This is a genomic window from Verrucomicrobiia bacterium, from assembly GCA_035765895.1.
GTDB lineage: Bacteria > Verrucomicrobiota > Verrucomicrobiia > Limisphaerales > DSYF01 > DSYF01.
Map to the genome: position 1 here is coordinate 1 of DASTWL010000006.1, position 16,450 is coordinate 16,450.

10 protein-coding genes and 1 pseudogene are annotated in these 16,450 nt (G+C 61.4%); 4 read left to right on the forward strand and 7 right to left on the reverse strand.

Going from position 1 to position 16,450, the window contains the following annotated elements; all coding sequences use genetic code 11:
* Positions 1-232: 232 nt before the first annotated feature.
* Together VFV96_00820 and VFV96_00825 are read right to left on the reverse strand one after the other, a co-directional pair.
* Complete coding sequence (locus VFV96_00820) at positions 233-1,174, reverse strand: hypothetical protein (protein HEU5068939.1); 942 nt, start codon at positions 1,172-1,174, stop codon at positions 233-235.
* 194 nt (positions 1,175-1,368) lie between these two features.
* Positions 1,369-2,424, reverse strand: coding sequence for an HRDC domain-containing protein (locus VFV96_00825; protein ID HEU5068940.1), 1,056 nt, complete (start codon positions 2,422-2,424; stop codon positions 1,369-1,371).
* Between the two features lie 105 nt (positions 2,425-2,529).
* Here VFV96_00825 and VFV96_00830 point away from each other — a divergent pair, with 105 nt between their 5' ends.
* The 3 genes and pseudogenes from VFV96_00830 (at position 2,530) to VFV96_00840 (ending at position 5,587) form a co-directional block, all read left to right on the forward strand.
* Entirely contained in the window at positions 2,530-4,029 is a 1,500-nt protein-coding gene (locus VFV96_00830) for an AMP-binding protein (GenBank protein ID HEU5068941.1), read from the forward strand.
* A 180-nt stretch (positions 4,030-4,209) separates the two neighbouring features.
* Positions 4,210-4,350, forward strand: a pseudogene (locus tag VFV96_00835) (DUF5679 domain-containing protein).
* Between the two features lie 64 nt (positions 4,351-4,414).
* A complete protein-coding gene (locus VFV96_00840; GenBank protein ID HEU5068942.1) occupies positions 4,415-5,587 on the forward strand; it encodes a nucleoside-diphosphate kinase in 1,173 nt (390 codons plus the stop codon).
* Between the two features lie 12 nt (positions 5,588-5,599).
* Here the strand turns inward: VFV96_00840 and VFV96_00845 are convergent, their stop codons facing one another.
* The 4 genes from VFV96_00845 to VFV96_00860 all read right to left on the reverse strand — a co-directional run bounded on the left by VFV96_00845 (position 5,600) and on the right by VFV96_00860 (position 12,817).
* On the reverse strand, positions 5,600-10,159 hold the full coding sequence (locus VFV96_00845) for an immunoglobulin domain-containing protein (protein ID HEU5068943.1): 4,560 nt from the start codon (positions 10,157-10,159) through the stop codon (positions 5,600-5,602).
* Between the two features lie 122 nt (positions 10,160-10,281).
* The gene (mutT, locus tag VFV96_00850; protein ID HEU5068944.1) at positions 10,282-10,743 is read right to left on the reverse strand and encodes an 8-oxo-dGTP diphosphatase MutT; all 462 of its coding nucleotides are present in this window, start codon (positions 10,741-10,743) and stop codon (positions 10,282-10,284) included.
* A gap of 16 nt (positions 10,744-10,759) precedes the next feature.
* Positions 10,760-12,049: a UDP-glucose/GDP-mannose dehydrogenase family protein gene (locus VFV96_00855; protein ID HEU5068945.1), complete on the reverse strand. Its 1,290-nt coding sequence runs from the start codon at positions 12,047-12,049 to the stop codon at positions 10,760-10,762.
* A 69-nt stretch (positions 12,050-12,118) separates the two neighbouring features.
* Positions 12,119-12,817, reverse strand: coding sequence for a tetratricopeptide repeat protein (locus VFV96_00860; GenBank protein HEU5068946.1), 699 nt, complete (start codon positions 12,815-12,817; stop codon positions 12,119-12,121).
* Positions 12,818-12,992: 175 nt separating this feature from the next.
* Between VFV96_00860 and VFV96_00865 the strand changes: the two genes are divergently transcribed.
* A complete protein-coding gene (locus VFV96_00865) occupies positions 12,993-14,363 on the forward strand; it encodes an NCS2 family permease (GenBank protein HEU5068947.1) in 1,371 nt (456 codons plus the stop codon).
* A gap of 41 nt (positions 14,364-14,404) precedes the next feature.
* On the opposite strand, the gene VFV96_00870 is transcribed toward VFV96_00865, so the two are convergent.
* A partial coding sequence (locus VFV96_00870) for a LamG-like jellyroll fold domain-containing protein (GenBank protein ID HEU5068948.1) occupies positions 14,405-16,450 on the reverse strand: 2,046 nt, incomplete at its 5' end.

The window sequence follows — 16,450 nt, forward strand, 5'->3', positions numbered from 1 at the left end:
ACCACAAAACCAAACCATCGACGTGAATTCATGATTGCAACGAGCCCTTCTCTGGCCGCGCTGTGGCGGCCGCACCGACCCGGTTTTCACCCTGCCTGGCCCACGGTGAGATTAGGGGAACAAGGCGGAGGAACATTGAACACCCAGTGCCCAACGTTCAAGGAACGATCACCAGGCCGTCTTGGGAAATTCCACATGCGAGTGGACTGTTTTGCTCCCCGCAGGAGCGGATTCACGAGGCCGGGAACACGTCGAAGTCGCGGCCGTATTGCGCGAGATAATGCGCCGAGTAGGCACGCTCGAAGACCAGCACCGGCAGCAGCAACACGGTGCCGACATACGGCAACAGCAGCAGGCAACAACAGCAGCACGTGAGCACCATGACCATCAGCACCAGCGTTCCCACGACCATGCCGATGACGATTTGAAACAACAGATAGAGCAGCAGACGGCCGAAATTGGCCGTGATCAACTGGCGCAACACGCCCCAACCGGTCCAGCAACTGCACCCGCGCACCGTCATGATGGGAACCACAAAGTCGATGGTGAGTTTGGCGATCAGGCCGAAGACCACCGCCAGACCGATCAGGCCCAGCGCGAGGACGACGAGACCGATGATGCCGAGCGGTTCCACGTGGCCATGCGCGAACGTGGCCACTCCCACGACCACCATCAGCACCACGAGCGGGATGAACAGCACGGCCCCCACAAGCCCCAGGACGATGCGAAACAGAAACAGACTGTCCGCCTGGCGCCCGTAACGGGTCCACGGCACCGCCACTTCGGCGCGGTTTTGCGCCACGCAATGGAGGAACATGAATTTGCCGCGGCTGTTCAACCAGGTGAACACCAGCCAAAGCCCGATGCCCAGCACGGCCACAAGCGCCGTCACGGGCAGGATCCAATACAGGTTGTGCAGCACGTAGCTCCACGCGTGTTCCAATTCCGGCCGCAGGCTGCCGCCGTGACCGTGGCCGCCGCCGGAGTTGAAGTTGAAGTTCCCCCCGCCGCGCTCGCCGAGTTGCGCCAGCCACGCGCAGAAGCCGATGACGAACCATTTGCCGAGATCGAAGGGCTGGAACAGAACCCGTTTCACGCGGTCAATCGCCTGTGATACCGGCAGCGTGACGCTGATGTCCGGGGGCGAAGCTGGCAAAGGCTGACCGGGGTTCATGGCTTTGATTACAGTTCACTTTATGAACGAGGCCGGCTCAGGAGAAAGCATAATGTGTGGTCCGTTTTGTAATCCTCCGCCAGCAGAATAAATGCGGTGAATGAGCGCGGTTTAACTGCTGATTTCGGGGCGCAGACGAATTGGAAGTCGCCCGCGCAAACATGGTGCGAGCCCATTCAATCGACGGAGGCCGGTTACGCCAGCAGTTCGCGCTGCCACGCCATCAAGTCGGCAGAGGCCTTGTCCCAATCCCGCGCGAGGTCCCACAAAACCGACCGGCTCGCAATCAGGGTGGGATCGAGATTGAGTTCCCGCGCCCGCAAATCGCGACGCTTTTCCAACTGCGCGCAGCGGCGCTTCTCGGCTTCCGTCGGGCGGCGTCCCTTGCGAACGGGCAGATGCGGCCAGCGTTCGGACGGCAGGGACAGGCCTTGTTTGATCGCGTGCAACAATCCACGCCGGCGGCGCTCGGAAAGATGGCGTGGGAATTTTTCCTCCACGACCGCCCCGTTCACGGCCGCCGCCGCCAGGTCCACCAGCACATCATGGGACAGAATGAAGAACGGCGGCTTGCCGGTCGTGCGGGCTTCAGCTTCGCGCCATTGCCAGATTTCGCGGAGCACCGCAAGCGCCGGCCGGCCCAGCAGCGAACTGCCCTTGATGCGCCAGACCTGGTCCTCGTCCATGGCAACAGTTTGGGTGGCGTCCTTGATGAGGCGGCTGCACCATTCCTCATGCCAGCGCAGACGGCCATTCGCCTCCAGATCACCGCGCAACCGGTCGGCGAGCGGCTTCAGGTGGCGGACGTCGTCCCGGGCATAACGATCCATGCGTTCGGTCAACGGGCGGATGGCCCAGTTTGCCTTTTGCGAGCTTTTCTCGAGCTTGATGCCGAGGAAATCCAAAACGAGGTTGCCGAGCCCAAATTGTTTCACACCCAGCAGCCGCGCCGCGAGCATGGTGTCGAATATGGCGCCGGGAATGAAGGCGTGGTGCTTGTTGAGCAGCCGCAAATCGTAATCGGCCGCGTGCATGATGAGCCGGTGCCCGGAAAGCGCGGTGAACAATGGTTCCAAGTCGAGCGTTGCCAAGGGATCCACCAATTCGTCACCGGCGGCCGTGCAGAATTGCATCAGGCAGAGTCGCTCGGGATAGGCATGAAGGCTGTCCGCCTCCGTGTCCAAGGCAATCCAGTCAGCCGTCCGGAGGAGGGGCAGGTATTCGTTAAGTTTGGCGACGGTGTTAATCACTGAAAGTCCTCAATTCAAACGGCATTGGCGCAGGGAGAAAAGTTTTAAGTCACCCATGGCGCAGGAAACTTGATTGCCCAGTTGCCCGCCCAATATCTTCAAGGAATGAACCTTATCGAAACCTTTCGGGAATGCGCGCGCCAAAGTCGCGATTTGCCGGCGGTTTTTTGGGGTGAACGGGCCTATTCCTATAACGAAATCGATAATGGCGCCCAAGGCCTGACCCGGCGGTTGGTAATCGAATGGGCCGTCCGGCCGGGAGATCGCGTCGGGCTTTGGCTGAAGAATTGCCCGGAATTCGTGATCGCAGTGTTTGGCGTGCTGGGCGCAGGCGCCATCTTGGTTCCCATCAACAACTTCCTGAAGCCGGACGAGGTGGCTTACATCTTGGACGATGCGGGCATCGAGGTGCTGCTTACGGACGAGGAGTTGGGTGCACATGAAGCCGCCATCAAACATCGCCGGCCCTCGCTCAAAGTGCTCCGCTTGAACTCCTTGGAGTCTTGCCAAGCCTCTGCACCGGCGCCGCCGATAGTGATGCCGAGAGCGCCCCAAGAACCGGCGGTGATCATTTACACTTCGGGCACAACCGGCCACCCGAAAGGCGCCGTCCTCACGCACGCCAATCTGCTCCACAATGTTGAAAGCTGCCGGCAGGTGCTGGCTGCCAATGCGCAGGACCGGATGGTCGTCATCCTGCCGCTGTTCCACAGTTACATGCTCTGCGTGGGCCTGCTGCTCCCGCTGCTGAGTGGCGGCAGCATGATTCTGATCAAGTCGCTGCATCCGCTGAAGAGCTTGCTGCACGAAATTCAGCTCCACCGGGGCACGATTTTGCCGGCGATCCCGCAGTTTTACCGGAGTTTGATGAGCCTGCCGACGCTGCCGGAGTTGCCGTTGCGTTTGTGCATCAGCGGCGCGGCGCCGTTGCCGTTGCAATTTCTCCACGAATTTGAGGCAAAATTCGGCATCCCGCTCATTGAGGGCTACGGCTTGAGCGAGGCCAGCCCGGTGGTTGCCAAGAACCCACTTAACGGCCAGCGCAAACCGGGCTCCATCGGACTGCCCATTCCCCATGTAGAAATGAGCGTGCAGGATACGTCGGGAAACTGCCTGGCAGCGGGCGAAGTGGGCGAAATTTGCGTCCGCGGCGGCAATGTCATGCTGGGCTATTGGAGGCAACCTGAGGAAACGGCCAAGGTCATGCGGGGGCGGTGGTTGTTGACCGGTGACATGGGCTACCACGACGCCGAGGGGTATTACTACATTACCGACCGCAAAAAAGACATGCTGCTCGTCAACGGGATGAATGTTTATCCGCGCGAAATCGAGGAGGTTCTCTACCAGGTAGCCGGCATTCGCGAGGCGGCGGTCGTCGGCCTGCCGGATCCCAAACGCGGCGAACAGCCGGTGGCTTTTGTGGCGGCGGAAGGGCCGGCCGGGCTGGACGAGCAGCGCATTCTCCACTTCGCCCGCGAACGATTGGCGGATTACAAAGTGCCGCGCCGGATAGTCTTTGTGCCTGCCTTGCCCCGCAATGCCACCGGGAAAATCCTGAAAACCACCCTTCGTGAATGGGCCCGTTCGCCACATTCCCGCCCATAAAGCTCCGCCAGTCGATCTCGTGACCAACCCGTCATCTTGGCGCACAACCGATTGAATTCCAATGCTTATTGCCAATTTAAGCGACGGTTAACCTGGATTCCGGGTTGCGCCCCCCTATTCCACCAACTAGGATGATTGGCATGGCCACGGGCGCATGAAGCGCACCAGGACAAAATTTCTATGGCAGAAGGATATTGCGTAAAGTGTAAAGCCAAGAAGGAGATTGCCGAGGCAGTGGAAGAGACGATGAAGAACGGTCGCAAGGCAATCAAAGGCAAGTGCCCCACGTGCGGCACCGTCATGTTCAAGATTCTTGGTGGCAAGGCAGCGCCCGCCGCTGCTCCGGAGCCTACCTCACCCGCGTCGCAGACTCCGCCTGCCTGAAATGTCGTCCCAGCTCGCATACGTCATTGTCACTCCCCATTCCCTTTTGAAATCCCGCACGGGCGGCATCATCAGCCGCCTGATTGCGAGAACAGGGCTCGAACTGGTGGCCGCCCGCATGTTCGCGCCCGGGAATGAACTCGTCCGCCAATTCGCCGAAGCCACGGCGGCGGCCAACGATCCAAGCGACCGCCGGATCCAAGAGTTGATCCACGATTACATCCTGACGAACCTGGCCCCCGATCCGCAAACGGGCCGGCGCCACAGGGCGATGATGCTGCTGTTCAAAGGCGAGGACGCCGTCCGCAAGGTGCTCTCCGTAGCTGGCCACATCACCCCGGGACGTTCCGGCGGCGAGACCGTTCGGGACACCTTTGGCGATTTGATTCTCGGCCCAACGGGCGAGGTGAAGCATTTCGAACCGGCCATCTTGGTCGCCCCGAACACGCTCGACGCCGAAAAGAAACTCAAACTCTGGGCGAGGCATTCGGACACCGACGGCGGCCTGCTGGAAAACGTCGTCGTCCACGCCACTGACCATCCCACGCAGCGGACGCTCGTGTTAATCAAGCCGGAAAACTTCCGGTTTCCGACCGGCCGGCCGGGCAACATGATTGATTTCTTTTCCCGCACCGGCCTGTTCATCGTCGCCATCAAAGTCCACCGCATGAGCGTGGCGCAGGCGATGGAATTCTACGGCCCGGTCCGGGAAGTGTTGCGCACCAAGCTCAAGGACGCCGTGGCCGCCCGCGCGAAGCCCCATCTGGAGCGGGAATTTGGTTTTGTCCTGCCGCCCGACATCGAGGCGAAACTCGGGGAACTGCTCTGCCCCACCTACGGCGACCATCATTTTGGGAACATCATCCGCTTCATGGCCGGACGTTCGCCGGCGGAATGCCCGCCGGAGCTGCTCCAGCAGCCCGGGACGGAAAAATGCATCGCCCTCGTTTACGAAGGCGTTGAGGCCGTGCGCAAGATTCGCGAAGTGCTCGGGCCCACCGATCCCTCGAAAGCGCCGCCCGGTTCCATTCGCCGGGAATTCGGCCAGACCATGATGATCAACGCCGCTCACGCCAGCGACTCGCCGGAGAACGCCCAGCGCGAAATGGGCATCATCAACATCGGCGAAAACAACTTCCGCGCCATCGTAGAGGAGTTTTACGGGGCGGTGTAAGACGGCTCGTTTCTATTGCGGGCCCTTTACCTGGTAAAACTGCATGGCGTTCGTCGCTGCCGGGTCAGTTGCCCGCACCACTCCGCCAGTGCTTGGAAATGTCCCAAGCGTCTGCCAAGCCACCGGTGGCACCAAGTTTGTCGTCCGCTCCACCACATACGTTATCCCCGGCTGTCCTGTGAATTGCAGCGAAAACGTGCCCTCGCCCTCATTCGTGAGAGAGATTTCTGGCGAGGTCAGGGGGACTACATCCAGCAGCAGGTTGGTTGCGACGCCAGCCGGATGGTCGGCATTGAACGCAGCAAACTTGACGGCGTAATTTCCGGCATTGGTCCAAACGTGGGCGACGTCCAACAAACTGGCGTTGGTCAGCCCTGAACCATCGCCATAATCCCACACGACCCGGCTGGCTCGACCCGATACGTTTCCGTGCAGTGGCAGCACGCCCCGCACGGCAACGTATGGCCATGGTGCGTTCACCGTCACGGTCAGCGGGCCGGTGATGGAACCTTCAACCGCTTCGTCACATCCCAACGCAGGCGGATTTCCCCACGGTTCGCCATCAATGTCATGGTAGCCGGCGCCTCCAAAATTCGTGCCCAAGGCAAGGCACGGAGAGGTAAGTGCCACATGCTCCCAATCCAACAATTGTGGATTGTTGGTGATGCAATTTGGCAAGTTACCGCGGGTCGAACATCCGTAGTAGAAGCCGGCCGAACCTCCCACGTCAGTAAACGGCCAGTTGGTGGCGCTTCGGTTGAAATAGCAGATGCAATTCCACGCTTCGCCAAACTGAATGCCGCCAACTGCTCCCACCGTGGCAATGTTGCTGACCACCGTGGATTGGAAAAGCGATGCAAAGTGGGCGCCCGCACCATCCTGCGCCGTGTTAAGGGCCACCGCACAACCAATCAACAGCGGATGGCGGTCGCCACCAGCAGCCCCGCCACCATAACGGTTGGCCGTGTTGCCCATGATCTCGCACCCACGGGCGACACCGGCAAAGACGCCGGCACCATCGGTCGCCAAATTACTTTGAACCCGACAGGCCTCCAGGAAGGCGGCCGCTGCGCCCCCGCCGTTGGAACGCGAGGCATTACCTGAAATTTGGCAATGCCACAACCGGCCCTGGTAAACGCCTCCCCCCATTCCGCCAGCCACACAATTCGACACGACACAATTGATCACATTTTTCCGCAACCCCAGTCCAGCAGCCCAAATTCCGCCACCGTTGGTCCAGGCAGAACCATTGCGCAATGTAAAGCCTCCCAGCGTGGCTTCCTCCGCCAGCCATGCGCACCGAATCGAGGCGATGCCGTTGGTGTTTTCCGCATCCCAGGCCCCTTCAATGATAGTCCACTCCGGACCATTCATGCTCATGACCGTGACGGCTTTGTCCACGACCACCCGGTTGGTTTCATCACCTGAGATGAAACGCCCGCCCTGCTGGTAAATGCCATTGGTCACCAGCACGACAGTGCTTTCCCCGGCAGCATCAATGGCATCTTGAATGGTTGCCGCAGCATTGTCCCAGCTTGCGAAGGGCGGGGCTGGATTGGGACTGGCGGTATTTACGCACGCAACACTGACCTGAACCACCGCGCTGGTCAGCATGCCGGTCGCATTGCTGACGATGACCTGATAGGCACCCGCATCTGTCACGTTGAAATTGCTGATGACCAGGCCTGGTGAATTGACGTTGCCGTGGTGGCTGTCATTGCTGACCGGCAAACCGTCCTTCATCCACCAGCACACCGGACTCGTGCCAGCCAGTTCCACGGACATCAATGCTGCACCAGGCGTTGTATCGGGCTCGATTCGTGGGGCCGCGATCAACTGCAACGGTGATGGGGGCGCATCACACCCAATGGGCGGGCTGTTCCCCAGTGGTTGGCCATCAATGTCCGTGATTTCACTCCCCACGTTCACTCCGCGGTCGAAGCAAGGCGAGTTGTCCGCCAAATGCGCCCCGTCACTCAAAAGATTCGGGTAAAGCTGGAGGGCTGATGTGCTGCTTTCACCAGGTTGCAGGCAGCCTGAAACGAAATTGGCGCTGTTCAGGCCGCCGCTGGCGTTGGTGTTGAACCACAAAATGCAGTTGGTGCTCATTCCGGGGGAGAGGAGAGCCGCGCCATTTTGCACAAAGGTGCAATTCACATTGATGGATCCACTGGAACCGTAAGGCGCATTACCCTGGAAGCAGCTTCCCCACCCCACGCCCGACACCAATCCGCTTCCGAGGTTGTTCCGGATGCGCGTGCTGAACAATCTGGCCGCGTAAGCTCCTCCTCCGGACGTGGCCGCATTAGTTGCCAAAAGGCAGGACACCGCCGTGCCGCCATGAAGACCGCCACCGTTGCCCGCACTGTTGAGCGTCACCGTGCAGTTGCGCAAGGACGACTGATATGCCCCACCACCGTTGTTTGCCGAATTGGCCGTCAACACGCACGTTTCGAATGACGCGAAGGCGCCACCGCCGCCGCTGCCCGCGGCGTTCCCAACCAGCAGGCAATCCCGGAGCCGACCTCCATAGGCACCACCCCCCGCGGCCAAGGCCCGGTTGTTGGTAAAAACACAATTGACGACTGATTCATGCAGGCCCACGCCAAGACTGACGGCGCCGGCGCCGTTTGACGCCGAACCGTCCCGCAGCGTAAAGCCACTGATGGCTGCATTCGGACCAACGCTGACAGGTCGAATGGAGGCTGGGCCGTTGGTGGTTGCCGGATCCCAGGCACCCCGGATTTCAGTGGGCATTGGACCATTCAGGCTCAAGACCAAAACCATCTTGTCCAAAACCACCCGGTTCGTCATGTCACCGGAAACGAAACGCCCGCCGTTTGCGTAGATACCGTTGGTCACCAAAACAACCCCGCCGTTGCCGACCGTGTCCACGGCATCCTGAATGGTGCTGGCCGCCGCATTCCAGTCTGCATAAGGCACGGCTGCGTTTGTTGAACCGGCATCCACACACGCGACGGAAATTTGAACCAAAGCGCTCGTCACAACTCCAAAAACGTTGCTGGCCATGACTTGATACTCCCCCGCATCGGCAACGTTGAAGTGATGCACGGTCAGACTCGCCGTATGCGCCGTGTCGTAATGCCCGTCGTCGTCAATGGAAACCCCATCCTTCAGCCACCAACAATGGACCGCTCCTCCGGCCAATTCTGACAGGATGGCGACTTCGCCGTTCGCCTTTCCGGGCACCGGATGCGGCTGTGTCACGAGCAACGGCGGCGCCGCCCACTCGTCACAGCCAATGGACGGCGGGTTGCCCCAGGCTTGTCCGTCAATGTCGAAACCCGTCACCCCCAGATTAGTCCCCGCTCCAATGCAGGGAGACACGGATTGCAAATGCAAACCGTCGCTGAACAACTTGGGATCCGAGACAATGACGTTGCGGCCACCCGGCGCGGCCTGATCCGAGCAGCAATTTGTAAGTGACGTGGAACTGAAATTCGGTCCGCTGCTCTTCGCGGCGTTGAAATAGAGCAAACAATTCAAAGCTGCCCCGCCCGTAATGCCGCCGCCTGTCGCCGCCACGTTGCCGACGAATGTGCAGTTGCGAACGAGGGCACCTGCTGAAAAAAACGCCCCGCCGCCGGCGCCAACCGCTTGATTGAAGGCGAGGAAGCAATTGGTAAGCCCCGCATTAAAGGCGCCGCCGCCGCCGTTGCTGCTGGTATTGCTCACGACCCGGCAGCCCATGAGACCGCCCAAGTAGGCCCCGCCACCACCATTCCCGGCAGTGTTGTTCGTCAGCACGCAGGTCAACAAAGTCGCCTGATATGCAGCGCCGCCAAACGTCCTGGCAACATTCGCAGAAAAGGTGCAATTGGAGGCGACGAAAGCTCCCGAAGTGCAATAAATCCCCCCGCCAGAAGCTCCTTGGTTGCCGGTAACGGAAGAATCAAAAACATTCGCATTGTTCAAGCCTCCGCCCGTTCCGGAAATGTTGCCGACAATTTGCGACTTACGGACCGTGCCCTGGTAAACTCCGCCGCCCCCGCCAGACGCGGTGTTGCCGACGATGATGCAGTTGGTCACCACAGCATCGACACCGTTGCAAAAGGCGCCGCCGCCAACCCCGTTGGGTGAACCGGTGGCCGCTGAGGTCGCCCCATTCGTGAGTGTGAAACCGGCAAGCACCGCGCCGTTGGTCAACCAAACGCACCGGATCGCGGTCGGCCCGTTGTAGGCGGGCTTTGGCAGTTGAAATCCCTGAATTACGGTGGCCTCTGGGCCATTGATGCTCCGCACCGTGATGGCCTTGCTGACAACAACACGGTTGGTGAGCAAGCTGCCCGGCACCGGCCTGCCCCCCGCCGCATAAACCCCGTTGGTCACCCAAACCGTGTCACCCGCGGAGGCAACATCAATGGCGTCCTGGATGTTGGTCGCCGCGTCTGCCCAGTTTGCGAATGGCGGCACACCGCCGCCGTCGAGGGAAACATAATGTTCGGCCGCATTTGAACGCGCCGCAGCAATGAGCGACAGGGTGACAACGCAGCCGATCCACCCATGAACGAATCGGACGTGCAGAAAACGCCAATACATCAATATCTGCATGAGGTTCCTCCTGTTGGTGTAACGCTGCCTTTGTCTCACAGTAGCGAGAGGGTTTCAACCCTCAATCTGAGACATTTTACAGTGGCTCAATCCTCCACTGCATCGTCGAAAAACCGCGAACACTACTCCCACCACGCTGCGGGCTGCTGCAAGCATTGGAGCAGCCGGGCGTCGGCCGCCGGGAATTGGAAGCGGGACAGTTCCTCGCGCGTCACCCAGCGGACCGCCGCACATTCCAAGGGGCGAGGTTCGCGCGCCAGCCAGCGGCAACGGTGGAAGCGCAGGTGGACCGTCTTTTCGGGATAGGCGTGCGTGAGGGATTCGACGAGTTCAAGAACTTCCACATCGCATCCCAGTTCCTCGCGCAGTTCGCGCCGCAGACAGGCTTCAAACGTTTCACCCGGCTCGCGCTTGCCCCCGGGAAACTCCCACAAACCGCCCAGGTGCGCGTCCGGGTGCCGTTGGGTGATGAGCAGTTTCCCGTCCCGGAAGATGAGCCCGGCGGCGACTTCAATGATCCGTCGATGCTCCCCGGAGCCGGCAGCCGGGAGGGCGGACGGATCGGATTCAGATGCAGAATTCATCCCCACCCGAAAGCACCTAACGCCCCACGCTCTTGTAAATCCATCCGAGTTGTTCCATTTCCTGCGGGTCGAACAAATTCCGGCCGTCGAACAGAATCGGATGCGTCATTCCCTTGCGGGCGCGGGCCAGGTCTAGCTTTTTGAATTCATCCCACTCGGTGGCCACCACCAGCGCATCGCAGCCCTCAGCAACGGCGTTCATGTCCTCGACGTATTCCACGTCCTTCAGCAAGGCGCGCGCCTTCTCCATCGCCTTCGGATCGTGCACGCGCAGCGAGGCGCCCTCCTTCTGCAGGCGATGACAGAGGTCGATGGCCGGTGACATCCGGACATCGTCGGTGTTCTGCTTGAACGCCAGGCCAAGCACGCCGATTTTTTTGTCCTTCAGCACCCACAACGTGTCGGTGATTTTCTTGATGAAGCGGTCCATCTGCAACGCGTTGATCTTTTGCACCTCGCGGAGCAGGCCAAAGTCGTAACCCACCTGCTGCGAGATGGCGATGAACGCGCTGAGATCCTTGGGAAAACAACTGCCGCCAAAACCCAGGCCCGCGTTGAGGAACCGCCGGCCGATGCGTTCATCCATGCCCATGCCGTTGGCCACTTCCTGCACGTTCGCACCGGTGGCCTCACACACGACGGAGACGGCATTGATGTAGGAGATTTTCAGAGCCAGAAACGAGTTGGACGCATGCTTGATGAGCTCGGCGGAATTGATGTCCGTGATGATGATGGGCGCGTTGAACGGCTGGTAAATTTCCTTCATGGCCGGCACCGGCCGCTGCGAGGCCACGCCGACCACGATCCGGTCCGGATGCATCAAATCATCGACGGCAAACCCTTCGCGCAGGAACTCGGGATTGCTGACCACGTCGAATTCGACCCGGGCCTTGCTGTAACGCTTGATGGTTTCCGCCACCTTCTCACCCGTCTTCACCGGGACCGTGCTCTTGTCCACGATGATCTTGTAGCTGGCCATCGCGGCCGCAATGTCGCGGGCGACATGCTCGATGAAACTGAGGTCCACGTTGCCGTCCGGAAGCGGCGGCGTCGGCACCGCGATGAAAATGACGTCGGACCGGGCCACGCCGTCAGCGGTGCTGCTGGTAAACTGCAACCGGCCGGCCGCGACGTTCTTTCTGACCAGTTCTTCCAAACCCGGCTCGTAGATGGGAATGCCGCCCGCCTGCAACAGCCGCACCTTGGCCTCGTCATTGTCCACGCAGGTCACCGTGTGCCCGACCTCGGCGAAGCACGTTCCCGTTACCAGCCCGACATATCCCGTTCCGATGATTGCGATTTTCATGATGCTGCCCCGGCCAACTTCGGTTGCTCAAACCAGCGGAAGATGTCTCCCTGGAAACCCGCCGCCTGCCTATTTTGCCGGCGTAATGGCCGGCGCCACGGGCGCCGCAGCGGCCGGACTCGGACGGAGTTTGGGGTTCGCCTTGAACAGCTCGTTCAACTGGTTCATCGCCTCCGAGCCGTAGGTGTTTTGCGGATCGTGCGCCAGATCCATGTAGAGGTCGCGGGCCTGCTCCAGCTTGCCGCCGGCCTGATAAAGCTGGGCGAGCGAGTATTTGGCCGGCGTGACGACATTGGCGCTCGCAAACCGGTCCACGATTTCCTTGAACGCCGGGAGCGCTTCGTTCGTCTTGCCCTGCGCCAGCAGGCACACGGCGATGCCGTATTTGGCCTGCGCGGTCAACGCGCTGCCGTCGTATTCGGTCAGAAATTTTTGAAACGACGCCTGCGCGTCGGCGATCTTGCCATCCACAAACTGATCGCCCGCCGCCGTCAGCAGCGCCCGGGCGCCGGCTTCCGTGCCGCTGGTTTCCGCCGCGACCTTCAACCAGTCGGCCGCCTTTACGTTGCCCTGCGCGGCGGAGAGCGTCATGGCGGAAACGGCTTCACCGGCTGCGATTTCCTTCTGGTGGTTCCGCCACAGCACGAAGGCGACGATGATGCCCACCACCGTGAGGATGACCGCCGAGGAAATGATCTGCCTGCGGTTCTTTTCCAGCCAGCCCAGCACGGCATACAGTTGTCCCGATTGCGAAATGTCAGATTGCATAATGCCCGCGCAGTCTTCGTTTCAACGGCCAAAATCGCAAGACAGAAATCCGTTGAATACGGTGGTTCCTTAATAATTTGTCGCGGAATGAGGGGCCCGGCCACCCCTGGGAAGGACTGGCGATTGGGCGAATAATGCTGCGGGCGGGCGCCGGGAAGAGTAGTCTGGCGGCGCCATGGAAAAGCTCTTCCGGTTGCAGGAGCGCGGCAGCACGGTGCGAACCGAAATCCTCGGCGGCGCGACCACCTTCATCACGATGGCCTACATCATCGTGGTCAACCCGGCGATCCTCAGTTTTGCCGGCATCCCCGCGGGGCCAAGCACCGTGGCCACGATTCTCACCGCCGTGGTGGGCTGCACTTTGATGGGACTGCTGGCCAACCGGCCCATTGCCGTGGCGCCTTACATGGGCGAAAACGCCTTCATCGCCTTTGGGCTGGCCGCCCTGGGCATTGGCTGGCAACAGCGGCTGGGCGCGGTGTTTGTCAGCGGACTCGGCTTCCTGCTCATCACCGTGCTGGGCGTGCGCGCATGGCTGGCGGCGTCGGTGTCGCCCAGCTTGAAACACAGTTTCGCGGTCGGCATCGGCTTGTTTCTCGCCTTCATCGGCCTCTACGAAACCGGCATTGTCACCAGCTTCGTAACCGGTCTCCCGGCGGCAACCCTGCCGCTTGGCCCGGCCGGAATGTTGCGGGCGCCGGACGTGCCCGTCAAAATCGGCAACCTGCGCGATCCGCAGGTGTTGCTGGCCATCGGCGGTTTTTTGCTGATGGCGATCCTGATGATCCGCCGGGTGCGGGGCGCGGTGCTGCTGGGCATGGTGGCGACGGCGGTGACCGGCTGCCTGCTGGGGCTGGGCAAGGCGCCGGAACACTGGCTGGCCCTGCCCTTTGCGGGGGAATACGCCCTGCAGCCCATCGCGTTCAAGCTGGACATCGCGGGCGTCTTTCAAATGAGCTTTTTGCCCGTGCTGCTGACGCTCTTTCTCATGAGCTTTCTGGACACGCTCGGCACGCTGGTGGGCGTGGGCGCCGCGGGTGGCATGCTCGACGAAAAAGGAAATTTCCCAGAGATCCACAAGCCCATGTTGGTGGACGCCCTGACCTGCCTGTTCAGCGGCCTCGTGGGCACGTCCACGAGCGGCGCCTACATCGAATCGGCCACCGGCATTCGCGATGGCGCCCGCACCGGGCTGGCCGCCCTGACCACCGCCGCCCTGTTCGCCGTTTCACTCTTCTTCATCCCGGCGGTCGCTCCGTTGCAACAGTTGCGCTTCGCGTATGGTCCGGCGTTGATTGCGGTCGGCGTCCTCATGTTCAGTTCGGTGCGCAAAATCGATTTTGACGACCTCACCGAACTGGTGCCGGCGCTGGTCACGATTGGCATGATGCTGTTCACCTACAACATCGCCAACGGGCTGACGGCGGGGCTGGCCATCTATCCCCTCCTCAAAGCCGCCACCGGACGCGGGCGTGAATTGAATGCCGGCGCCATGGTGTTGGGCGCGCTGTGCCTGGTTTACTTTCTCTTCGGCCTGCCCCACTGAGCGCCCTTTGAGGCGGCGCGCGGCCCGCGAGCCGGCCCGGTTCAATGGCTCAGTATGCGGAAAAAGGCGGCGTTGTTCGTGGGCAGCACCAGCAGGTTCGACCCGCCCAGATCGCTCGCGATGGTTTGCCAGTTCGTGCCGCTCAAGTTGGTTGACATCTGCACCTCATAGGGACCGAGGCCGCCGGACCAGTTCAACCACAGGTTGGTGCCCTGCACCGTCAGGCCGGCGCCAAGCTCCGGCACCGGCATCACGGCCACCGTCAGCGTTGCAGTGGCGGTCAAGCCGCCGCCATCCGCCACGCTGACGACAAAACTGTTGGTTCCCAGCTGGGCTTCGGGCGGCAGACCGGAAAGCGAACCGTCCGGGGCAATCGCAAGCCAGGCCGGTCCGCTCAGTTTTGCGAAGGTAAGCGTGTCCGTGGGATTCGGGTCGGAGGCCTGACCGGCGATGCTGTTCGAATATGCGCGTCCGGCAAATGCCCCCGGCACGGCAAACGGATCGGCGGCAAAGCCGGGCGCGCCGTTCACATAGATCAACATCGTGGCCGTGTTGGAAGCTCCCGCCCCATCGCGGGTGCTGACGAGAAACACGTTGGTGTTCGCGTCGTTGTTGGCGGGCGTGCCCGAAAGGAAGCCGTTGGCCCCAATCGCCAGCCACGGCGGGCCGCTCAGTTTGGAGAAGGTCATCGCGTCGCCGTTCGGGTCGCTGGCGTTGGTGGTCAGCGTGCCCGCATACGCCTGCCCGGCATTCGCACGGCCCTGGAAAAACGGATTGCTCGCGAACTGGGGCGCGCGGTTGGAGGCGGCCGCAAAGTGCGCCTGCACCTGCGCCGGACTCAAAGCGTAATCGTAGATGGCCACCTCCTCCATTAGCCCGACAAACTGGAAATTGTAGCTCGTTCCGGCGCCGGACTGCCGGGAGCCGATGGTGACCGGATTGGTTGAACTCAGCAAACCGCTGTTTGCAGCGATGGTCGCGCTGGCATTGGCTGCGCCGTCTACATACAGGATGACGTTGCCGTTGGCCTGGTCACACACGCCGACAAGATGATGCCACTGGCCATTGGGAGTCACGCTTCCGCCGGCCACATGCGCGCCACCGGTCCGGTCGCGCACAAAGAATCGGAACGCGTGGCTGCCCGCGCCGCAATCCAGGTTGAACTGCTCGCCGCCGCTGCCATAGCCCTTCGAAATCAAGCCGGCATCCGACGACTGCGCGTTGCCGTTCACCCACGCCTCGACGGAGAACGCGGCGTTGCTGGTGGTGGCGAAGTCGATCGGTATGCCGCTCACGTAACAGTTGACCGACGACAACGCGCCAAAGCGCGCCGCCTTGTGCGTGTCCACCAGGCCATTGCCGGGCTGCCCCAGCAGGGTGTTGAGATAGCTGCCGTTGTTGCCGGCAATGTAATCGTGCGCCACCGAGCCGCTGGTCTCGTCAAGCCGCCAGTAGCCCACGGGGTAATCGGCCAGCACGTTCACCGCCGCGGGATAGCCGGGCGCCAGCACGGACAGCGTGACGACGCTGCTCGTTGCGACGCCGTAGGCATTGCTCACCAGCACCGAGTAGGCGCCGGCCTGATTCAGTTGCACGTTGTTCAGGGCGTAGGTGGACCCGCTGGCACCGCCCAACGGTGAATTGTTGAACCGCCAGAAGTAGTAAACCGGCAGGGCGGCATTCGCGCCAACGGCGAAGCTGATGTTGCGGCCGGTGAACAACGACACGCTGGCCGGACTGGGTTGCTGCACAATCTGCGGCGCCCGGAACACCGTCACGCTCGCCACCGTGCTCGTGGCGGCGCTCAGACTGTTGCTCACCACCGCGAAGTAAGTGCCGGCGTCGTTGGTGGTCACGGGATTGAAGGTGAGACTGGCCGCGGTTTTCCCGTTGAGTTTGACCGCCGCCCCCGGCGCGCCCTGATACCACTGATAGGCCAGATTCGGCGCGCCCATGGCCGTGACGCTCAACGTGACCGGGCTGGCGGGGAGATTGTTCGTCACGGGCTGCGGCTGCCGGGTGATGACGACCTCCGGCGGCATGTCCACGCCGCTCACCGCAAATATACCGGCATCCTGGTTGCCGCC